We start from the raw sequence: 20,715 nt of genomic DNA, 5'->3' as shown, positions 1-20,715 counted from the left end.
GTCAGGTCCTCCGCTCGAGCGACCCCCTGAGGTCGCCGAAGATGAGCTGCTGCACGTGGTCCTGCCCGAACCACTCGTGGGGGAAGCCCGGCTTGAAGGGGTTGGCCTCCCGCAAGCGCTCGAGGTGGGCCTCCTCGAGGGTGAACTCGAGGGCGCCCAGGTTGTCGCGCGCCTGCGCCTCGGTGCGCGCCCCCAGGATGGGGATAATCTGGGCGCGGTGCTGCTGCTGGCGCACCCAGTTGAGGGCGACCTGGGCCGGGCTGCGCCCTATTTCCCGCGCCACTTCCATCACGGCCTCGGCAAGCCTGAGCCGCTCGGGGGCGATGTTCTCGCGCTGCTGGCGGGTGGGGCCGGCGGCGGGCTGGTTGTACTTCCCGCTCAGCACCCCGCCGCCCAGCACCGCCCAGGGGGTCACGGCCAGGCCCAGGGCGCGGGCCATGGGCAGCAGGTCGCGCTCCGCGTCGCGCGAGGCCAGGCTGTAGGGCACCTGCAGCGCCACGAAGGGGCTCCAGCCGCGCAGGTCGGCGAGGGTGTTGGCCTGGGCGACCACCCAGGCCGGGCTGTCGGAGATGCCCACGTAGTGCACCTGCCCGCTTCGCACCGCGTCGTCGAGGGCGCGCATGACCTCCTGGGGCGGGGTGGTGAAGTCCCAGGCGTGCAGCCACAACAGGTCAACGTGGTCGGTCTGGAGGCGCTCGAGGCTCCCCTTGAGCGAGCGCATGAGGTTCTTGCGGTGGTTGCCGCCGAAGTTGAGGTCGCCCTGCCGGTCGGAGAGGGTGTACTTGGTGGCGAGGACGAAGTGGTCGCGGTCGGCCTTCACGAACTCGCCCACATAGCGTTCGCTGGTGCCGCCCGTGTAGTTGCAGGCGGTGTCGATGAAGTTACCGCCCGCCTCGGCGTAGGCCTCGAAGATGCGCCCGCTCTCCTCGCGGCTCGCGCCCCAGCCCCAGTCCTCGCCGAAGGTCATGGTCCCCAGGGCCAGTTCCGACACCCGCAACCCGCTGCGTCCCAACAGTTTGTAGCGCATCATGCTTCCTCCCGTGCGGCCTCGGCCTCGAGCCGGGGGTTCGTGTAGCCGGGCCTTCGCCCCTGCCGTAGGGCCTCCCGGTAAGCGTTGGGCAGGTTTTCGGGGGCCAGCGCGCAGACCGGGAAGCAGCGCGGCTCGCGGACAAGCACAAGGACAGGGCTCATAGGTCGGCGTCGCTGAGGGTGAGGGGGGCGCCGTCCGGGCCCGCCACCGACACCCGGAACGGGGCGGGCTGCGCCGCTTTGCCGGTGTCGGGGAACCAGACGCGCCCCCGCCTAACCACGATGAACAGCCCGTGCTCGTCGCCCACGGGCACGAAGGTGTCGTTGAGCTCGGCGCGGTAGAGCGCGGCGGCGGTGCGCCGCTGCAAACGGGCTACGGTGGCCGGGACGTCCTCGGAGGCCACCCCGATCTCGCTGACGCACTCGAGGCTCCTCGAGGAGAAGGAGCCGCCCCCGTCGCCCGGGAGGGTGTGCCGGGCGATGAGCTCGCCGACGTTGCCCGCCGGGTCGTAGAAGTAGAGCATGTGGGCGTTCCAGTTCTCCGAGCGGAAGGTGTCCTGGCGCTGTGCGTCGGGGATGAGGCGCACCCGCTCGCGGGCCCAGGCTTCGGCCTCGGCGAAGCGGTGCTCGGGAACGTTGAAGGCGAAGTGGTAGAAAGGGCTGGGGCCGTCCGCGGCCTGCTCGAAGGTCAGGCGCGAAGCCCCCACCCCGAAGGTGACGGCCCCGGGGGTTTCGTCCAGGACGGGCAGCTCGAGCACGCCGGCGTAAAAGGCCCTGAGCTCGGCCAGCCGCCCGGTGGAAAGCCAGAGTTGATGAATCCGCATGAAGTCTCCAGATGTCCGATTTTCTCGAATAAAACGCTTGAAGCCGTGCTGGACTCGCGGGCCGATATCGCTATCGGCTATCGGCTATCGACTATTGACTATCGACTATCGACTATCGACGAGCGTTCTACGGCAAGACCAAGTGTAAGTCCCCGAACTCGTGCCAGAGGTAGCGGTGCTCGAGCGCGGCTTGGTAAGCGGCCTCGAGGTGCCGCCGCCCCGCGATGGCCTCGAGCATCGCCAGGTGGGTGGCCTTGGGCTCGTGCCAGCCGGTGAGGATGCCGTCCACCGCCCGCACGCCGCGCTCGGGCGTGACGAGCAGCCGGGTCCAGCCCTCGCCGGGGTGAACCCGGCCCAGCGGGTCGGCGACGGTCTCGAGCGCCCGCACCACGGTGGTGCCTACCGCGAGCACCCGCCTTCCTTCGGCCCTAGCCTGGCTCACCGCCTGGGCCGTGACGGGGGGCACGCGGTAGAACTCCTCGTAGGGCGGCTCGTGGGACTCGAGCGAGGCCACCCCGGTGTGCAGCAGCAGCGGGACCACCAGCACCCCCCGCGCCAGCAGCCGGGTGAGGACCTCGGGCGTGAAGGCCCGCCCCGCCGAGGGCATCTCGGCGCTGCCCGGCTCGGTGGCGTAGACGGTCTGGTAGAACTCCAGCGGCCACTCCCCCGCCACGTAGCCGTAGCGGATGGGCTTGCCGTGCTCGAGGAGGTAGGGCAGCGGGTCGGGGGCGTAGGGCTCGGGGAGAGAGAAACTGGCGACCCACAGGCGCGAACCAGCTTTTCCGGCCTCCTCCATCCGGTGCCGGGCCAGCAGCGTGACCGACGCCCCGCCCGGCAGGCGCAGGGTCTCCCCCGCCTCGCCCCCGCCGTAGGGCTTGGTGGCGCCGTCCTCGAGCCGCCGCAGTTCCACGGTCCACACCCCGCCCGGCAGGCGGGTGGAGAGGTGGAGGCGGAGCTCGCTCCCGTCCTCCCGGAAGGCCGGCAGCGCGGCGGGCAGGGTGCCCGAGGTGTTGATGACCAGGACGTCCCCCTCGCGCAGGAACTCGGGCAGGTCGCGGAAGCGGGCGTGGACCAGGCGGTCGCCCTGCCGGTAGGAGACCATCAGCCGCACCCCGTCGCGGCTGAGGCCCCGCGCCTCCGGGGGGGCGTGGGCCTCGAGCTCCTTGGGGAGGGCGAACTCGAGCGAAGGCCCTTTCAGCGTCATGAAACGGGCTCCTCGGTCTTCCCGGCCTCGTACAGCGTGATCTGCAACCCGCCGGGGGCTCGCAAGCGCTGGTTATGGTCGCCCCAGGGCGTGAGAACGGGCGACTTGACCACCTGGGCTCCGGCTTCTTGCAGGGCCCTGGCCGCCTCCTCCAGGCGCTCGACCTCAAGGGCTAAGCGCACCGGCCCCGAAACCCGCTCGCCCGCCTCGAGCCGGTCCACCCAATCGGCCTGGGGCTCGTCAAAGAGCTCGAGCGTGGCCTTTTCCAGGTTCAACAACACCCCGCGCCCGCCGTTGTCCCACTCCTGGGCCACCTCCAGGCCCAGCCCCTCGCGCAAAAGCCGCAGAACGCCGTCGAAGTCCCGCACCGTGACGGCGAAGCGAAACTCCCGGACCCGGCTGGGTTTCTGGCCGATCTCACGGGCTTTGTAGCGCCCACTCGGCAAATCCCCCTCGATCAGCTTCAGGAGCCCCGGCACACTCGCCTCGGGCGGGGGGCGGTCGGAGATGTCCTCGCCGGGGAAGGCCTCCTGCTGCATCCGGGTGTTCATGTCGCCGGGGTCCACCCAGTAGACGCGCAATTCGGGGTGCTCGGCGGCGAGCACGCGGGAGAGCTGCTCGAGCGCGGCCTTGCTCGAGCCGTAGCCGCCCCAGCCCGCGTAGCCCTCCACCGCCGCGTCGGAGGTGACGTTGAGGAGGCGGGCGCCCGGCTTGAGGGCGGGCAGGGCAAGCTGGATGAGCCGCAGCGGGGCGAAGACGTTGACGCGGTAGACCTGCTCGAGCGCCTCGAGGGGGTAGTCGGCCAAGGCGGGCTGGGGGCTGGGGCCCAGGACGCTGGCGTTGTTGACGAGCAGGTCGAGGCCGCCGAGTTCGCGGGCGGCCTCGACGAGGGCCCGGGCGTGGCGGGGGTCGGCCACGTCGCCGGGGAGGGCGACGACCCGGGTGCGGGCGGCGAGTTCGGCGCGGGCGAGCTCGAGGGCCTGTGCCTCTCGGGCGTCGATGACCAGCGACCAGCCCCGCTCGGCCAGGGACCGGGCCAGGGCCAGCCCCAACCCGCGGCTGGCACCGGTGACGAGGGCGACTTTGGGCTCTAGGCGCATGGCTCCTCCTGGGGGGCGGGCTGGAGCGCCTGGGCGGGCTCGGGGGAGCGGCGGGGCTCGCGGGCTTCGGCCTCGAGGCGTGCCCGTTCGCGCTGGGCCTGGCGCTCGGGCCGGACCATGACCAGCAGGTTGTACAGGTCGAGCATCTTCGGTTCCTCCCTTTCCGAAGCCAAGGGTAGGGGAAGCGGGCGCGGGCGGCGTCTGGCCCCGGGCCGAGGCGGGCCTAGGTCTTAAGACCGAGGGCTCCGGCCGGGCCCGCCCGCCCTCAGCCCGGCGTCAGGGCGGCTTCAGGCGTCAAACGTAAGCTGGCCCTCACTGTGGAACCGCCGCCTTCCGACGCCGCCCCCGGCCCGCCCGACCGCAACGTGCTGCACGCCCTGGGCCCCGGTCTCGTCACCGGGGCCTCCGACGACGACCCCAGCGGCATCGCCACCTACGCGCAGGCGGGGGCCGCCTTCGGCTACGGGATGCTGTGGACGCTGCTGCTGACCTACCCGCTGATGGGCGCCATCCAGGAGGTCGCCGCGCGCATCGGGCGGGTGACCGGGCGGGGCATCGCGGGCAACCTGCGCCGCCAGTACCCGCCCTGGCTCACCTACCCCGTGGTGGGCCTGCTGCTCGTGGCCAACACCATCAACCTCGGCGCCGACCTGGGCGCGATGGGCGCGGCCGCCAAGCTGCTGCTGGGCGGCGAGGCCCTGCTCTACACCGCCTTCTTCGCGCTGCTGTGCCTGACGCTGGAGGTCTGGATGCCCTACGAGCGCTACGCCGCCGTCCTCAAGTGGCTCACCCTGGCCCTGCTGGTGTACGTGGCCGCGGCCTTCGTGGTGGGCGTCCCCTGGGGCACCGCGCTCGCCAGCACCCTCGTCCCCTCCCTGCGCCTCGACGCCGCCCACCTGGCGATGGTCGTGGCGGTGCTGGGCACCACCATCAGCCCCTACCTCTTCTTCTGGCAGGCCTCCGCCGAGGTCGAGGAGATCGAGAAGGAGCCCGACGACGAGCCCCTGCGCCGTGCGCCCCGCCAGGCCCCGGCCCAGTTCTGGCGCATCAAGGCCGACACCTACTTGGGCATGGGGGTCTCCAACCTCATCGCCTGGTGCATCATGCTCACCAGCGCCGCCACCCTGCACGCGGCCGGGGCCACCGACATCGGCTCGGCCGCGCAGGCCGCGGCGGCGCTCGAGCCCGTCGCGGGCCCCTTCGCCAAGCTGCTCTTCGCCGCCGGGATCATCGGGACCGGCCTGCTGGCGGTGCCGGTGCTGGCGGCCTCGGCGGCTTACGCCCTGGGCGAGGCGCTGCGCTGGCCGACCGGCTTGGGGCGCAAGCCGCTGGAGGCCAAGGGCTTCTACGCCGTCATCGCCACCGCCACCCTGATCGGGCTGGCGATCAACCTCACCCCCGTCAACCCCATCGAGGCGCTGGTGTGGGCCGCGGTGGTCAACGGGCTGGTGGCGGTGCCGGTGATGGCCCTGATGATGCTGATGAGCTCGAGCCCCAAGGTGATGGGCCGCTTCACCCTCTCGCCGCGCCTGAAGCTGCTGGGCTGGCTGGCGACGGCGGTGATGGCCCTGGCGGCGGTGGGGCTCTTCGCCACGTGGGGGAGGTGAGGCCGTGCCGGAGGGCAACAGCGCCAACACGGTCGTGGTATCGAGCTGGGCCGAGCTGCTCGAGGTGCTCTACCAGGGCTCGTGGAACCCGCAGATCGGGCGCCACCGCCTCAACGTGGCCTTCCGCGGCACCGCCCAGGCCGACCACAGCCTCCAGAGCAGCCTCTCGCGGCTGGTCGCCGGGCGCTCGTACGAGCTCGAGGCCCACGTCCTGCGGGCCTTCCGCAAGTACGCCTACGAGGCCCGCGTGGACGACGCGGAGTGGAACTGGCTGGCCCTGGCCCAGCACCACGGCCTGCCCACGCGCCTGCTCGACTGGAGCTACTCGCCGCTGGTGGCGCTGCACTTCGCCACCCACGACCCCGCGCACTTCGAGCAGGACGGGGCGGTGTGGGCCGTGGACTTCTCCCGCACCAACGAGCTGCTGCCCGGGGCCTTGCGCCGGGTGCTGCGGGAGGAAGGCACCCCGGTCTTCACCGCCGAGATGCTCAGCCGCGTGGCCCGCGGCCTGCGCGAGTTCGACCGCCTGGGCGAGGAGGACTTCGTGGTCTTCTTCGAGCCGCCCTCGCTCGACCAGCGCATCGTTAACCAGCAGGCCCTCTTCTCGCTGGCCTCGAGGCCCGACCTCGACCTGCGGGAGTGGCTCGAGGGCCTGGGCGAGCGCTCGCCCGGGGCCTACCGCCTCATCCGTGTCCCGGCCGCGCTCAAGTGGGAGGTGCGCGACAAGCTCGACCAGGCCGGCGTCACCGAGCGGGTGCTCTTCCCCGGCCTCGACGGGCTCTCCCGCTGGCTGACCCGCTACTACATGAAGCGCTGAAGCCTTAGGGCGGTAACGGGATCAGCACCGCCTCAGGGCAGCCTCAGTGAGGGCGGGTTAACTCTGCGTGAGCGGGACGAAACATGGAAGATAACCGAGATTCGAAGCTGCCCCCCACAAACACGCCCGACCCCGAGGCCGGTCTCGAGGCCTACTGGCGTTACCTGCTGCTGGAAGCGCCCCCGCTGGAGCTGCTCGAGGCCGGCCCCGGCCCTGAGGCCTGGCCGGGCCAGGGGGAAGAGCCCGGCGAGGGCGAGGAATTCGACGACCCCTGCCTCTACCTGGGCTGAACCCCGCCATGACCCTCCCCCGCCCCCTCCCCGCCGAGCTCCCCCTGGCCGCCTACCGGCTGCAGATGGGGGCCTCCGGCTTCGCCCAGGCCGCCGCGCTGGCCGGCTACCTCGCCCGCCTGGGCGTGAGCGACGTGTACGCCTCGCCGCTGATGGCCGCCGTCTCGCCCCACGGCTACGACGTCACCGACCCCACCCGGGTCAACCCGGCGCTGGGCAGCGCCGAGGACTTCCTGGCCTGGAGCGACCGGCTGCGGGAGCTGGGGCTGGGCCTGATCGTGGACGTGGTGCCCAACCACATGGGTATCCGGCAGGGCAACGCCTGGTGGGACGAGGTGCTCGAGAACGGCCCGGCCTCGCCCTACGCCCGCTACTTCGACATCGACTTCGCCCCGCTCAAGCCCGAACTGCACGGCCGGGTGCTGCTGCCGCTGCTGGGCGACCAGTACGGGCGGGTGCTCGAGCGCGGCGAGCTGCGGCTGGAGCGCGAGCGCGGGGCCTTCTTCTGCCGCTACCACGAGCGCGCCCTGCCCCTCGACCCCTGCAGCTACGTCCCGCTGCTGGAGGAGGCCGCCGCCCGGCTCGAGCCCGGCCCCCAGGCGGCCTACGTCGAGCTGCAGAGCATCCTCACCGCGCTGCGCAACCTGCCCCCCCGCCCGACGACCGACGAGGCCAAGCGGCAGGAACGGCAGCGGGAGAAGGAGGTGGTCAAGGGGCGGCTGGCGCGGCTGCTGGAGGAGTGCCCGGCGCTGGAGGGGGCGCTCGAGGCGGTCCTCGCCGAGTACAACGGCACCCCCGGCGACCCCGCCTCCTTCGACCGCCTCGACCGGCTGCTCCAGGACCAGGCCTACCGGCTGGCTTACTGGCGGGTGGCGGCCGAGGAGATCAACTACCGCCGCTTCTTCGACGTCAACGAGCTCGCCGCCATCCGCGTGGAGGAGCCCGAGGTCTTCGCCGCCACCCACGCCTGGCTGCGCGAGCAGGTCCGGGCCGGACGGGTGCGGGGGGTGCGGGTGGACCACCCCGACGGTCTCTACGACCCGGCCGGCTACTTCCAGGCCCTGCAGGGCCTGGCCCAACGGGAGGAGGGGCCGGGTGCGGGGTTGTACGTGGTGGCCGAGAAGATCGTGGCCCCGGAGGAGGCGCTGCCCGCCGACTGGGCCATCCACGGCACCACCGGCTACGAGTTCCTCAACGCCGCCACCGGGCTGCTGGTGGACAGCGCCAACGCCCGCGCCCTCACCGACACCTACCAGCGCTTCACCGGCGAGAAGCCGCGCTACGGCGAGACCGTCTACCAGGCCAAGCGGCTGATCCTGCAGAGCTCGCTGGCCTCGGAGCTGCAGGTGCTGGCCCACCGGCTGGCGCGGCTCTCCGAGCGCCACCGCCACTACCGCGACTTCACGCTGGGCTCGCTCACCGAGGCGCTGCGCGAGGTCATCGCCGCCTTCGGGGTCTACCGCACCTACGTCCGGCCCGACACCCTCCGCCCCGACGAGCACGACCGCGAGGCCGTGGAGCTCGCCGTGCGCGCCGCCCGCCGGCGCAACCCCACCGCCGAGGCCTCGGTCTTCGAGTTCCTGCGCCGCTTGCTGCTGCTGGAGATCCCCGAGCTGGGCGAGGAGGCGCGGGCCTTCGTGCTCAAATTCCAGCAGCTCACCGGGCCGGTGACGGCTAAAGGCCTCGAGGACACCGCCTTCTACCGCTACAACCGGCTGGTGGCGCTCAACGAGGTGGGGGGCGAGCCCGGGCGCTTCGGCACCTCGCTCGAGGCCTTCCACCGCCAGAACCAGTCCCGCGTCGCCCGCTTCCCCCACACCATGATCTCGACCTCCACCCACGACACCAAGCGCTCGGAGGACGTGCGCGCGCGGCTGGCGGTGCTCTCGGAGCTGCCCGAGGAGTGGCGGCGGGCGGTGTTCGCCTGGGCGCGGCACAACAAGGGCAAGAAGACGGTGGTGGAGGGCGAGGCCGCCCCCGGCCGCGACGACGAGTACCTCTTCTACCAGACCCTGCTGGGGGTGTGGCCGCTGCAGCCCGACCCCGGCCTGCCCGAGCGGCTGGTGGCCTACATGACCAAGGCGGCCAAGGAGGCCAAGGTCCACACCTCCTGGGTCGCGCCCAGCGCGGCCTACGACCAGGCCCTCGAGCTCTTCGTGCGGGCCGTGCTCGACGACCCCAAGTTCCTCGCCCGCTTCGAGCCGCTGCGGCGCAAGGTGGCCGTGTACGGGATGCTGAACTCGCTGACGCAGACCGTGCTCAAGTACGCCTCGCCCGGCGTCCCCGACCTCTACCAGGGCAACGAGGCGTGGGACTTCTCGCTCGTCGACCCCGACAACCGCCGCCCCGTGGACTTCGCGCGGCTCGAGGCGCTGCTGGGGGGGCTCGAGGGGCGCTACCCCGGCGTGGGGCTCGCCGGGGAGCTGCTGGCGAGCTGGCCCGACGGGCGGGTCAAGCTGTGGGTGACCCACCAGGCCCTGCAGCACCGCCGGGCCAACCCCGGGGTGTACCGTGAGGGCGGCTACCGGCCGCTGGGGGTGGACGGGCCGGCCGCCGCCCACGCCGTAGCCTTCGCCCGCGAGGCCGGGGCGGCGCGGCTGGTGGCCGTGGCCCCCCGGCTGTGGGTGCGCCTGTCGGCCGGGGCCGACGTGCCCGCGCTGGGCGCGCAGCCCTGGCACGGGACCCGGCTCGAGCTGCCCGAAGGCCGCTACCACCACCTCTTCACCGGGGAGGTATTCACCGTGGACGGAGTGATCGAACTTTCGGACCTGCTGGCCCACTTTCCGGTGGCGATGCTGCACCTCGAGGCCGCCCCATGAGCCTGAACCGCACCTGGCCGGGCACCCCCTACCCCCTGGGCGCGACCTGGGACGGCACCGGGGTCAACTTCGCCCTCTTCTCCGAGAACGCCGAGGCGGTCGAGCTGTGCCTGTTCAGCTCGCCCAAGAGCACCAAGGAGGCCGAGCGCATCCGGCTCACCGAGCACACCGACCAGGTCTGGCACGTCTACGTGCCGGGCCTGCAGCCGGGGCAGCTCTACGGCTACCGCGTCCACGGCCCCTACGACCCCGGCCGCGGCCTGCGCTTCAACCCCAAGAAGCTGCTCCTCGACCCCTACGCCAAGGCCATCAGCGGCCACGTGCGCTGGTCGGACGTGCCCTTCGGCTACCGCATCGGGCACAAAAAGGCCGACTTAGCCCCCGACTCGCGCGACAGCGTGGCCTTCGTGCCCAAGTGCGTGGTCACCGACGCGGCCTTCCCCTGGGGCGACGACCGCCCGCCCCGCACCCCGCTGCACCGCTCGGTGATCTATGAGCTGCACGTGCGCGGCTTCACCATGTGCCACCCCGAGGTGCCCCCGGCGCTGCGCGGCACCTACGCCGGCCTGGCCTCGCCCCCGGTGGTGGACTACCTCAAGTCGCTGGGCGTGACGGCCGTGGAGCTGTTGCCCGTGCACCACAAGGTCCACGACCGGCTGCTGGTGGAGAAGGGCCTGTCGAACTACTGGGGCTACAACACCCTGGGCTACTTCGCGCCCGAGTGCAGCTACAGCTCCTCGGGCGTGCTGGGCGAGCAGGTGCGCGAGTTCAAGGCCATGGTCAAGACCCTGCACGCCGCCGGCATCGAGGTCATCCTCGACGTGGTCTACAACCACACCGCCGAGGGCAACCACTTAGGCCCCACCCTCTCCTTCAAGGGCATCGACAACTCGGTCTACTACCGGCTGAGCCCCCAGAACCCGCGCTACTACGTCGACTACACCGGCACCGGCAACACCCTCAACGCCCCCCACCCCCGCACGCTGCAGCTCATCATGGACAGCCTGCGCTACTGGGTGATCGAGATGCACGTCGATGGCTTCCGCTTCGACCTGGCGGCGGCGCTGGCCCGCACCCTGCACGAGGTGGACCAGCTCTCGAGCTTCTTCACCATCATCCACCAGGACCCCGTGCTCAGCCAGGTCAAGCTCATCGCCGAGCCGTGGGACCTGGGCGAGGGGGGCTATCAGGTGGGCAACTTCCCGGTGCTGTGGGCGGAGTGGAACGGCAAGTACCGCGACTCGGTGCGCCGCTTCTGGAACGGCTTCGACACCGGGGTGGCCGAGGTGGCCTACCGGCTGTCGGGCTCGAGCGACCTCTACAGCCACAGCGGGCGCCGCCCCTACGCCTCCATCAACTTCGTCACCGCCCACGACGGCTTCACCCTCAACGACCTGGTGAGCCACGCCCAGAAGCACAACGAGGCCAACGGCGAGGGCAACCGCGACGGCGACGTGCACAACCACAACCTCAACTTCGGCGCCGAGGGCCCGACCGACGACCCCCAGATCAACTACCTGCGCGAGAAGCAGAAGCGCAACTTCCTGGCCACGCTGCTCTTCAGCCAGGGGGTGCCGATGATTTTGGGCGGCGACGAGATCGGGCGCACCCAGCGGGGCAACAACAACGCCTACTGCCAGGACAACGAGGTCTCCTGGGTCAACTGGAGGCTCGACCGCCGCCAGCGCGACTTGCTCCGCTTCACCCGCCGGCTGGTGCGGCTGCGCCAAGAGCACCCGGTGCTGCGCCGGCCCAAGTTCTTCCAGGGGCAGAGCATCCGCGGCGAGGGCATCCGCGACATCCACTGGCTCAAGCCCAGCGGCGAGGACATGACCGACGCCGAGTGGCAGGCCCCCGACGTGAACGAGCTGGGGGTCTACCTCAACGGCCACCTCGAGAACATCACCAACGAGCGCGGCGAACCCATCCGGGGCCGCAACCTGCTGCTCCTGCTCAACGGCGGCAAGGACCCCGTGACCTTCCACATGCCCCGCTTCGCCCCCGGGGCCGGTTGGGAGGTGCTGCTCGACACCGCGCGGCCCGAGCTCGAGGAAGGCGAGGAGCGCGTGAACGGGGGCCGGGGCGTGACCCTGGAGCCCCTCTCGCTGGTGCTGCTGGCCCAGCTCGAGGAGGAGACGTGAAACGGGCGGGGGCCTGGCTCGAGGGCGCGGGCACGCGCTTCCGGGTGTGGGCGGCGGGGCACGAGCGGCTGGAGGTGGTGCTCTACGGGGAGGGGGAGGAGTCCTACCACCTCATGGAGCCCGAGGGCGAAGGCTACTTCACGGCCTGGCTCGAGGGCGTGGTCCCCGGGCAGCGCTACAAGTACCGCGTGGACGGGGAGGGGCCCTTCCCCGACCCCGCCTCGCGCTTCCAGCCCGAGGGCGTGCACGGCCCCTCCGAGGTGGTGCAGGCGGCCTTCCCCTGGACCGACGGGGCGTGGGAGGGGCTGGGGCTGGAGGAGCTGGTGGTGATGGAGGTGCACGTGGGCACCGCCACCCCCGAGGGCACCTTCGCCGCCCTGGCCGAGAAGCTGCCCCACTACCGCGAGCTGGGGGTGACGGCGCTCGAGCTCATGCCCCTGGCCGACTTCCCCGGCCGCTGGAACTGGGGCTACGACGGGGTCTCGCTCTACGCCCCTTCCCGCGCCTACGGGCGGCCCGAAGACCTCAAGCGGCTGGTGGACGCGGCCCACGCCCACGGGCTGGCGGTGCTGCTGGACGTGGTCTACAACCACCTGGGCCCCGACGGCAACTACCTGTGGTCCTACAGCCGCGACCACTTCACCGCCCGCCACAAGACCCCCTGGGGCGACGGGCCCAACTTCGAGCTGGGGCCGGTGCGGGCTTTTTTCGTGGAAAACGCGCTGTACTGGCTCGAGGAGTTCCACCTCGACGGCCTGCGCTTCGACGCCACCCACGCCATCCTCGACGACTCCCCCCGCCACGTGCTGCGGGAGATCGCCGAGCGGGCCAGGGAGCGCATCCCGCGCAAGCTCCTCTTCGTCGCCGAGGACGAGCGCAACGAGGCGCGGCTGGTGCTGCCGGCGGAGGAAGGCGGGCTGGGCCTCGACGCGGTGTGGGCCGACGACTTCCACCACAGCCTGCGCCGGGCCTTAGCCGGCGACTCGGAGGGCTACTACGCCGAGTACGACGGCACCGCCGCCGAGATCGCGCGGGCGCTGGAGCAGGGCTGGGTCTACTGCGGCCAGCCCACCCGCCGCAAGGGGCACCCCCGGGGCAGCGACCCCGCCCGCGTGCCCCTGCCCGCCTTCGTGCACTGCGTCCAGAACCACGACCAGGTGGGCAACCGCGCCCACGGGGAACGGCTCAACCACCACCTGAGCCCCGGCGCCTTCCGGGCGGCCTCGGCGCTGCTGCTGCTCGAGGCGGCCACCCCGCTGCTGTTCATGGGCCAGGAGTGGGCCGCCCGCAGCCCCTTCCTCTACTTCACCGACCACCACGCCGAGCTGGGGCGGCGGGTGAGCGAGGGGCGCCGCGCCGAGTTCGCGGGCTTCTCGAGCTTCGCGGCGGGCGGGCCCATCCCCGACCCCCAGGACCCCGACACCTTCCTCCGCTCCAAGCTGAACTGGGACGAGCTCGAGGCGGGCGAGCACCGGGCCACGCTCGAGTTCTACCGCGCCCTGCTGCGCCTGCGCCGCACCCACCCGGCCCTGCGCTCGGGGCAGCGGGCCTGGCCCGCGGACGGCGAAACCCTGCTGCTGCGGCGGGAAACCCCGCCCCAGGTGCTGCTGCTGGTGGCCCACTGGGGCGAAGGCGCCCGCGTCGAGCTTCCAGCAGGCCCCTGGCGCGTCCTGCTAGCCAGCGACGGCGAGCCGGCCCTGCGGGACGGGGTGCTGCACGTGCCCGCTGCGGGCGCGGTGGTGCTCGAGGCGGCCGGGCGGGGCGCACACTAAAGGGTTAACCCCCGCCACCCATGGGGGCGATGTGGGCCGCCGCCGCGCCGCCTAGGCTGGGAGGGGTCCACGGCGCAGCGTTTCGTGGACGCTATTCACGACAACCACCTTAGGAGGTGACGAATGCACAGCCTGGAACACCTATACCTCGAAGAACTGCGCGACCTCTACGACGCCGAGAAGCAGATCACCAAGGCCCTGCCCAAGATGATGGAGGCCGCCTCCTCGCCCGAGCTGCAGCGGGCCTTCCAGATGCACCTCGAGCAGACCAAGAAACAGATCCAGCGCCTGGAGAAGGTCTTCGAGGCCATGGGCGAAGACCCCGCCGGCGAGCACTGCGAGGGCATCGAGGGGTTGCTGAAGGAGGGGGAGGAGCTGCTGGGCAAGCGGAAGGAGGCCGACCCCGCGGTCTTCGACGCCGCGCTCATCGTGGCGGCCCAGAAGGTCGAGCACTACGAGATCGCGGCCTACGGCAGCGTCTGCACCTTCGCCGAGATGCTGGGCAAGCGCGAAGACAAAGAGCTGCTGGGCAGCACCCTCGAGGAGGAGGAGGCCACCGACGAGAAGCTCACCCGCCTGGCCGAGTCGCTCATCAACCCGGAGGCGGCCGAGGGCGGCTCGAGCGGCGCGCGCGGCTCACGCTGATCCCCCACGGGGATTAAGGGGTAAGGGCCGGGGAGTCCCGGCCCTTCTTTTTGCTCTGCGGCTCAGCTCCCGTCGGCCTCGCCCACGGAAGGGGTGGCGCCCGGGGCCAGGTCACCCTCTGCCGCGGGGTGCTCCACGACCCGGGTGCGCGACCACTCCAGCGCGTTCAAGACCTGCCACACGGCCTCGGCCGAGCCCCGCAGCAGCACCAGCGTGGCCCCCTGGTACAGCTCGCCCAGGTAGCGCCGGGCCTCCGCGGGCGTGAGGCCCATCTCCGTGAGCAGGCGGCCCAGCGGCGCCAGCCCCGGCCGGTGCGGGGCGCTCACCTCCTCGGCGAGGCGCTCGAGCCACTCGGCGGCGAAGCCGTCGGCCGCGACGGCCCCCACGTCGGCGGTGCGGATGAGGGTGGTGCCGTTCTCCAGCGTCTCGGCGCGGCTGCCGCCCAGGGGCACCCGGGGGGCGCGGGCGACGACCGAGAGCTGCGCCCGCGGGTGGTGGCGCTCGAGCATCCGCCCGACCTTCGCCACGGCCCCCCGGTCCTCGGTGAGTGCGATGAAGTGAATAAGGCCCAACGAATACCCCCCTCGCCCCGCTAGGGGCGGCTTCGCAACAGTCTGGCCCGGCGCTCCCGGGCGGTGCATCGCTCTATAGTACCCCGCGCGTCCCCACTAAAGGGGCTTGCACCCAGGGGCTACGCGGGTGTAAATACTGCCCTGGAAACCGCATGGACCCCGCCGTCAGCCACGACCTCAGCCTGCTCCTGCGCCTCCTCGTCGCGGCCGGGCTCACCGGCCTGATCGGCTGGGAGCGCGAGGCCCAGGGCAAGGCCGCGGGCTTTCGCACCCACATGCTGGTGGGGGTGAGCGCCGCGCTGTTCATGATCCTGGGCGAGGTGATGCTCCAGCGCTACCCCGCCGCCGACGGCTCGTCGCGCCTCGACGTCAGCCGCGTGCTCGAGGCCGTGGTGGCGGGCGTGAGCTTCCTGGGCGCGGGCACCATCTTCGTCTCGCGCGGCCAGGGCGTGCGCGGCCTCACCACCGCCGCCTCGCTACTGGCCGCCGCGGGCGTCGGGGTGGCGGTGGGCCTCGAGCGCTACCTGCTCGCCGTGGGCACCACGCTGCTGTTGCTGCTCATCCTGGAGGTGCTGGGGTGGTTCGAGGGGGCGCGGGCGGGGGCGGGGGACGCCGAACGCTAAACGCTAAACGCCAGACGCCTTGTTCCCCCCTTAGCAAGGGGGGCTAGGGGGGATATTCCTTCCCCGCACGCGGGGAGGGCTGGGGTGGGGTTACCACAGGCCACAAACCACGAGCCACGAGCCTGCCGTCCCCTACTACCCACCCCCCACCCCCAGCCACACCTCCACGCACGTCCCCTCCCCCGGTGCGCTGTGCAGGACGAACTCGGCGCCCACGCTGAGGGCGCGCTCGCGCATGGAGTGCAGGCCGAGGTGGCCGGGGAACTCGCGGTGGGGGTCGAAGCCCTTGCCGTCGTCCCGGACGCGCAGGCGCCAGCGGCCTTCGCGGGGCTCGAGGGCGAGGCTCACGCGGCGGGCCTGGGCGTGCTTGATGACGTTGTTGAGGGCCTCCTGGGCGATGCGGTAGAGGGCCTCCTTGGCGGGGAGGGGGAGCTCGGGCTCGCGGGGGAGCTCGAGGTCGAACTCCAGGTTGTGGCGCAGGCGCAGGGCGCGGGTCTGCTTGTGCAGGGCGGCCACCAGGCCCTCGCGCTCGAGCGACTCCGGGCGCAGCTCGAAGATGAGGTTCTTCATCTCGGCGGTGGCGGTCTCGGCCATGTGCAGCACGTAGTCGAGGGATCGCAGGGCGTCGGCGGGGTTGTGGGGCAGGGCGGCGCGGGCGGAGTGCACGCCCAGGTTGATTCCGTAGATGGCTTGCGAGACCGAGTCGTGCAGGTCGCGGGCTAAGCGGGTGCGCTCCTCGAGGGCGGCCTTGCCCCGCACCTCCTGGAACAGCCGCATGTTCTCCACCACCAGCGACACCTGGGAGGTGATGGTGGAAAGCTGCAGCAGGTCGGAGATGGCAGGCTCGTCGTCCTCGGCGTAGTAGGCCACCACCGCCCCCAGCACCCGCTGGCCCTGCACCAGCGGGGCCGCCGCCACGGTGTTCCAGCGCACCGCACGCAGGGCCTCGTGCAGCGGGGCGTAGCGGGGGTCGCTCAGGGCGTTGTCCCGGAAGCGGCGCGCCACGTCCATCTCGCGCCGCTGGGCCGTGCGCTGGCTGGGCAGGCGCTCGCCCGCCGCCTGCACCGCCGTGAAGCCGGCCAGCAGCGCCTCGGGGAGGCCGAAAGAGCCCATGCTGGTGATGCTCAAATCCTCGCGCATCAGCTCGACCGTGCAGGCCAGGGCTCCCGTCACCTCGGCGATCTGGGCCGCCAGGCTGTCGAGGTTGGTCTGCATGGGGTCGGAGAGGCTGAGGCTGTTGGCGATCTGGGCCAGGGCCAGCGCCTCGCGCTCGGACTGCTGCAGCAGCTCGATCAGGCGCTCCTGGGCGGCCTCGGCGGCCTTGCGCGCGCTGATGTCGATGCCGGAGGTGACGAGGTAGGCCACCCGGCCCTCGGCGTCCTTGAGCGGGGAGATGATGAAGTCGAGGGTGATGCCGCCGTCCTTGGTGCGGGTGGGGAGGTCGAAACGCACCACCTCGCCCTGCCGCGCCCGGCGCAACCCGTCGAAGAGCTGGGCGCGCACCTCGGGGCTGTGGCCCCACCAGAAGGTGTCCTCCAGCCGCTGGCCCAGCACCTCGCCCGCCTCGAGCCCCGCCGTCTCCAAAGCCGCCCGGTTGATCTCGATGAGCACCCCGCTGGGGGTGGTGACCCCCACGAAGGCCACCAGGCTGTTGATCACGTCGCGCACGTGCCGGCTGGCCTGCTCCAGCTCGGCCTCCAGGCGCTTGCGCTCGCTGATGTCGGTGGCGGTGCCCAGCACCCGCGCGGGCCGGCCCTGTGTGTCGTAGAGCACCCGGCCGCGGTCCCACAGGTGGACGTAGCGCCCCTCGCGGTGGCGTACCCGGTACTCGGTGGAGTACTCCCCGCCCTGCCGCAGCGCCTCCTCCATGGCCTGCCGCGCGCAGGCTGCGTCGTCGGGGTGGATCTGGGCGGCCCACCACTGTGGGTCCTGCGGCACCTCCTCGGGCAGGTGGCCCAGCGTCACCGCGAAGCCCCGCGAGCGCCACACCGTGTTCTCCGGCAGGCGCCACTCGTAGAGGAAGCCCCTCGAGGAGGCCTCGGCGAGCTGGAAGCGCTCCTCGCTCTTGCGCAGCGCCTCCTCGACCTGCTTCTGCGCGCAGATGTTCTGCGCGGCCAGTCCCACCCCCAGCCGCTCGCCCCCCGGGCCGCTCACCGGGAAGCAGCTCACCAGCCACCAGCCCCGCGGCGTCACGATCTCCAGGCCCTCCACCGGCTCGCCCTGCCGCAGCGCCCGGCGCAGGGGGGCCTCGAGCGCGGCGGCGCAGTCGGGGAAGGCCTCGGCCACGGGGCGGCCCAGCAGCTCGGCGTGGCCGGCGAGCTCGGCCAAGCGGGGGTTGGCGCGGCGCAGCCGCAGGTCGGGGTCGAAGAAGGCGAAGGCCAGCGTGGCGCTGCCCAAGAAGCCCTCCAGCAGCGCGGCGCTGTGCTGGGGCTCGGGGAGGGCGGGCTCCGCCACGGGCCGCCCCCTCAGTTCTCGAGCTGGATCAGGCCCTCGCGCAGCGCGAAGAGCGCGGCCTGGGTGCGGGAGGTGAGCCCCAGCTTGGAGAGGATCGAGCTGACGTGGGCCTTGACCGTGTTCTCCGAGAGGTTGAGCTGCTTGCCGATGCGCTTGTTGGAGTAGCCCTTGCCCACCAGGCACAGGATGTCCACCTCGCGCGGGGTGAGCGGCTCGCGCATCTCGGGGGTCTTGACCTGGCGCATCAGGCGCTTGGCGGCCTCGGGGTGCAGCCGCACCTCGCCCCGCCCGGCGGCGTGGATGGCCTCGATGAGCTCGTAGGGCTGGCTGTCCTTGAGCAAGTAGCCGCTGGCCCCCGCCTGCACCGCCCCGATCACCTTCTCGTCCTCGAGCACGCTGGTGAGGGCGAGCACCTCGACCTCGGGGTGGCGGCTTTTGAGCTGCTGGATGGCGCTCACCCCGTCCATCACCGGCATCAGGAGGTCCATCAGCACCACGTTGGGCTGTAACTGCTCGACGGCGCGCAGGGCCTCCTCGCCGTTGGAGACCTCGCCCACGACCTCGAGCGAGCCGTCCTGCTTGAGGAAGAGCTTGATCCCCTCACGTACCATCGGATGATCGTCCACCAACAGGATGCGAACCCTGGAGTTCATGCGCGTTCCTTTCTAGGGCACCGGGCCGGGTGCCGAATTAATGCTCGTTAAGGAGTCTCCCGGATCATGCTGAAGGCACCCTGAGTCCTTCCGGGTTGGCACTTTAGTGTTAAGGTTTGCCCCTTCCACACGCTGATGGCAGCAGATAGCCCCGGTGCCACACTGGACGCACGTCGGCGCGGAAGGAGGGCTTTAGAGCGTGAACCGGATCACCCCCACGGCAACCACCCCGACCGGCGCGCCCCCCGCCCGCCCCCGCGGCCCGACGTCGGGCCGAAAGCCAGCGCGAACGACGGCTCGCCCCTGGCGAGCGCAGATCCCGGGGTAGACCCCCTTCACGGGGAAGCCCCGGGCCAGACGAGCGCGGCCATCCCGGCCTCACCCCTTCTTGGGGAACGGGATGCCGGGCTGAACCGGAGGATGACGATGTACGTCGCAGAGGCTAGCGTAAGGGTCGAAGCCAGCGTCCAGGAAGCCTGGGCCTTCGTGTCGAACTACCAGAACTTCGACCGCTTCATGTCCAACGTGCGCGAGGTGCGAAAGCTCGACGAGAACACGTCGGAGTGGCACCTGGCGGGGCCTTTGGGCATCCCGGTGTCCTGGAAGGCGGTGACCAAGACCTTCGAGCCGCCCTCTACCCTGGCGTGGGAGTCGGTCGAGGGCTCGATCAAGACCCGGGGCTTTATCACCGTGCGGCCCGAGGGCACGGGCTCGAGGATCACGGTCCACGTCGAGTACGACCCGCCGGGCGGCGCCATCGGCGAGGCCTTCGCCAGCGTGTTCAAGGACCCGCAGAAGATGCTCGAGCACGACCTCGAGAAGCTGGGGGCCCTGCTCTCGGGGCACCCGGTGGAAGCCCGGGGCAAAACGACGTAACCCGGGGCGGGGGCGTTTCGGCGCGCCCACCCCGGCACCCAGCGAACGGGCAGCGAGCCGATGGGGTGTGCTCGAGCCCTGCCCAGGCCAACCCCGCCCTCACCTGAGGAGTCCAATAATGGCGAACGGACGCAACACCCGTGACTACGACGACGACCGCCGAGGCGGCGGCCGCGGCTCGAACCTGACGTACGAGGACCGCGCTCGAGGCGGGCGCCACTCCCACGGCGGGCGTGGCGACTACGACGACGACCGGGGCTACAGCTCCCGTTCCTCCCGCTATGACGAGGACGACGACCGGGGCGGCCGGGGCGGCGGGCGGGGCTTCGCGTCCATGGACCGCGAGCGCGTCAGCGAGATCGGGCGGATGGGCGCCCGCGCCCGCTGGGGCGACGACGAGGGCTACGAGGACGACCGCGGCGGGCGCGGGGGCCGCTCCCGGTACGACGATGACGACCGCGGGTACAGCTCCCGTTCCTCGCGCGGCGGCTCCCGCTACGACGAGGACGACGATTACGACCGCGGCGGCCGGGGCTTCGCCTCCATGGACCGCGAGCGCGTCAGCGAGATCGGGCGGATGGGCGCCCGGGCGCGCTGGGGCGAGGACTACGACGACGAGGACCGCGGCTACAGCTCGCGCTCGCGCGGCGGGTCGCGCTACGAGGACGAAGAAGACTACGGCCGGGGTGGCCGGGGCTTCGCCTCGATGGGCCGCGAGGAACGGCGGGAGATCGCCAGCCGGGGCGGGCGGGCCGCCCACGAGTACGGCGACGCCTACGAGTGGGACTCCGAAGAGGCCCGCCGGGCCGGGCGCATGGGCGCCCGCGCCCGCTGGGGCGAGGACTACGACGACGAGGACCGCGGGCGCGGGGGGCGCTACGGCTCGAGCTCCCGCTCCCGCTACGAGGAAGACGACGACCGCGGCTACAGCTCGCGCTCGCGCGGCGGCTCCCGCTACGACGAGGACGACGATTACGACCGCGGCGGGCGGGGCTTCGCCTCCATGGACCGCGAGCGGGTGAGCGAGATCGGGCGGATGGGCGCCCGGGCGCGTTGGGGCGAGGACTACGACGACGACCGTGGGCGCGGGGGGCGTTTCTCCGGCTCTGGCCGCGGCGGGTCCCGTTATGACGATGACGACGACCGCGGCGGGCGCGGCTTCGCCTCGATGAGCCGGGAGCGCGTCAGCGAGATCGGGCGGATGGGGGCGCGGGCCCGCTGGGGTGAGGACGACGACGACCGCGGGCGCAGCAGCCGCTCCTCCGGCTCCGGCCGCTCCCGTGACGACG

General features: G+C 72.0%; 19 protein-coding genes. 10 read left to right on the top strand and 9 right to left on the bottom strand.

What is annotated here, in order from left to right; all coding sequences use genetic code 11:
• Nucleotide 1: 1 nt before the first annotated feature.
• From MEICH_RS24150 to MEICH_RS28500, 6 genes are all read right to left on the bottom strand, one after another.
• Nucleotides 2–1,030 carry an aldo/keto reductase gene (locus MEICH_RS24150; protein WP_218916392.1) on the bottom strand — a complete coding sequence of 343 codons (1,029 nt, stop codon included), beginning with the start codon at nt 1,028–1,030 and terminating at the stop codon, nt 2–4.
• The gene (locus MEICH_RS28505; RefSeq protein ID WP_157202657.1) at nt 1,027–1,176 is read right to left on the bottom strand and encodes a hypothetical protein; all 150 of its coding nucleotides are present in this window, start codon (nt 1,174–1,176) and stop codon (nt 1,027–1,029) included. Before MEICH_RS28505 ends, MEICH_RS24150 begins: the two co-directional genes overlap by 4 nt.
• Before the next feature lie 11 nt (nt 1,177–1,187).
• Nucleotides 1,188–1,853: a VOC family protein gene (locus MEICH_RS24145; RefSeq protein ID WP_051304028.1), complete on the bottom strand. Its 666-nt coding sequence runs from the start codon at nt 1,851–1,853 to the stop codon at nt 1,188–1,190.
• A gap of 127 nt (nt 1,854–1,980) precedes the next feature.
• Entirely contained in the window at nt 1,981–3,057 is a 1,077-nt protein-coding gene (locus MEICH_RS0107395) for an S-adenosylmethionine:tRNA ribosyltransferase-isomerase (protein ID WP_027892074.1), read from the bottom strand.
• Nucleotides 3,054–4,157, bottom strand: a complete 1,104-nt coding sequence (locus MEICH_RS30440) for an SDR family NAD(P)-dependent oxidoreductase (RefSeq protein WP_036218446.1) — start codon at nt 4,155–4,157, stop codon at nt 3,054–3,056. The genes MEICH_RS0107395 and MEICH_RS30440 overlap by 4 nt, the downstream gene beginning before the upstream one ends.
• Nucleotides 4,148–4,303: a hypothetical protein gene (locus MEICH_RS28500; protein ID WP_157202656.1), complete on the bottom strand. Its 156-nt coding sequence runs from the start codon at nt 4,301–4,303 to the stop codon at nt 4,148–4,150. The genes MEICH_RS30440 and MEICH_RS28500 overlap by 10 nt, the downstream gene beginning before the upstream one ends.
• A gap of 171 nt (nt 4,304–4,474) precedes the next feature.
• Here MEICH_RS28500 and MEICH_RS0107380 point away from each other — a divergent pair, with 171 nt between their 5' ends.
• The 7 genes from MEICH_RS0107380 to MEICH_RS0107350 all read left to right on the top strand — a co-directional run bounded on the left by MEICH_RS0107380 (nt 4,475) and on the right by MEICH_RS0107350 (nt 14,248).
• Nucleotides 4,475–5,764: an NRAMP family divalent metal transporter gene (locus MEICH_RS0107380; protein WP_027892073.1), complete on the top strand. Its 1,290-nt coding sequence runs from the start codon at nt 4,475–4,477 to the stop codon at nt 5,762–5,764.
• A gap of 4 nt (nt 5,765–5,768) precedes the next feature.
• Nucleotides 5,769–6,581: an FRG domain-containing protein gene (locus MEICH_RS0107375; protein ID WP_027892072.1), complete on the top strand. Its 813-nt coding sequence runs from the start codon at nt 5,769–5,771 to the stop codon at nt 6,579–6,581.
• 83 nt (nt 6,582–6,664) lie between these two features.
• On the top strand, nt 6,665–6,871 hold the full coding sequence (locus MEICH_RS0107370) for a hypothetical protein (protein ID WP_027892071.1): 207 nt from the start codon (nt 6,665–6,667) through the stop codon (nt 6,869–6,871).
• A gap of 8 nt (nt 6,872–6,879) precedes the next feature.
• Entirely contained in the window at nt 6,880–9,690 is a 2,811-nt protein-coding gene (gene treY, locus MEICH_RS0107365) for a malto-oligosyltrehalose synthase (RefSeq protein WP_027892070.1), read from the top strand.
• A complete protein-coding gene (gene glgX / locus MEICH_RS0107360) occupies nt 9,687–11,831 on the top strand; it encodes a glycogen debranching protein GlgX (RefSeq protein WP_027892069.1) in 2,145 nt (714 codons plus the stop codon). The genes treY and glgX overlap by 4 nt, the downstream gene beginning before the upstream one ends.
• On the top strand, nt 11,828–13,603 hold the full coding sequence (gene treZ, locus MEICH_RS24135; protein WP_051304027.1) for a malto-oligosyltrehalose trehalohydrolase: 1,776 nt from the start codon (nt 11,828–11,830) through the stop codon (nt 13,601–13,603). The genes glgX and treZ overlap by 4 nt, the downstream gene beginning before the upstream one ends.
• 123 nt (nt 13,604–13,726) lie before the next feature.
• On the top strand, nt 13,727–14,248 hold the full coding sequence (locus MEICH_RS0107350) for a YciE/YciF ferroxidase family protein (RefSeq protein WP_027892068.1): 522 nt from the start codon (nt 13,727–13,729) through the stop codon (nt 14,246–14,248).
• Between the two features lie 62 nt (nt 14,249–14,310).
• Here MEICH_RS0107350 and MEICH_RS0107345 read toward each other — a convergent pair whose 3' ends face one another.
• Nucleotides 14,311–14,820: a hypothetical protein gene (locus tag MEICH_RS0107345; protein WP_157202655.1), complete on the bottom strand. Its 510-nt coding sequence runs from the start codon at nt 14,818–14,820 to the stop codon at nt 14,311–14,313.
• Nucleotides 14,821–14,972: 152 nt separating this feature from the next.
• Here MEICH_RS0107345 and MEICH_RS0107340 point away from each other — a divergent pair, with 152 nt between their 5' ends.
• Nucleotides 14,973–15,443 (top strand): MgtC/SapB family protein, encoded by a 471-nt coding sequence (locus MEICH_RS0107340; RefSeq protein WP_027892066.1) that lies wholly within the window; start codon nt 14,973–14,975, stop codon nt 15,441–15,443.
• A gap of 135 nt (nt 15,444–15,578) precedes the next feature.
• On the opposite strand, the gene MEICH_RS27005 is transcribed toward MEICH_RS0107340, so the two are convergent.
• Both MEICH_RS27005 and MEICH_RS0107330 read right to left on the bottom strand, forming a co-directional pair.
• Complete coding sequence (locus MEICH_RS27005) at nt 15,579–17,897, bottom strand: PAS domain-containing protein (protein WP_027892065.1); 2,319 nt, start codon at nt 17,895–17,897, stop codon at nt 15,579–15,581.
• 11 nt (nt 17,898–17,908) lie between these two features.
• Nucleotides 17,909–18,550 (bottom strand): response regulator, encoded by a 642-nt coding sequence (locus MEICH_RS0107330; RefSeq protein ID WP_027892064.1) that lies wholly within the window; start codon nt 18,548–18,550, stop codon nt 17,909–17,911.
• A gap of 426 nt (nt 18,551–18,976) precedes the next feature.
• Here MEICH_RS0107330 and MEICH_RS29230 point away from each other — a divergent pair, with 426 nt between their 5' ends.
• Both MEICH_RS29230 and MEICH_RS24125 read left to right on the top strand, forming a co-directional pair.
• Nucleotides 18,977–19,426 (top strand): SRPBCC family protein, encoded by a 450-nt coding sequence (locus MEICH_RS29230; protein WP_027892063.1) that lies wholly within the window; start codon nt 18,977–18,979, stop codon nt 19,424–19,426.
• A 118-nt stretch (nt 19,427–19,544) separates the two neighbouring features.
• On the top strand, nt 19,545–20,715 hold a 1,171-nt coding region (locus tag MEICH_RS24125), incomplete at its 3' end, for a KGG domain-containing protein (RefSeq protein ID WP_051304026.1).

The sequence above is a fragment of the Calidithermus chliarophilus DSM 9957 genome (assembly GCF_000430045.1).
Lineage (GTDB): Bacteria > Deinococcota > Deinococci > Deinococcales > Thermaceae > Calidithermus > Calidithermus chliarophilus.
Note: the sequence above shows the minus strand (reverse complement) of the source record. Positions and strands in the feature narration are given on the sequence as shown.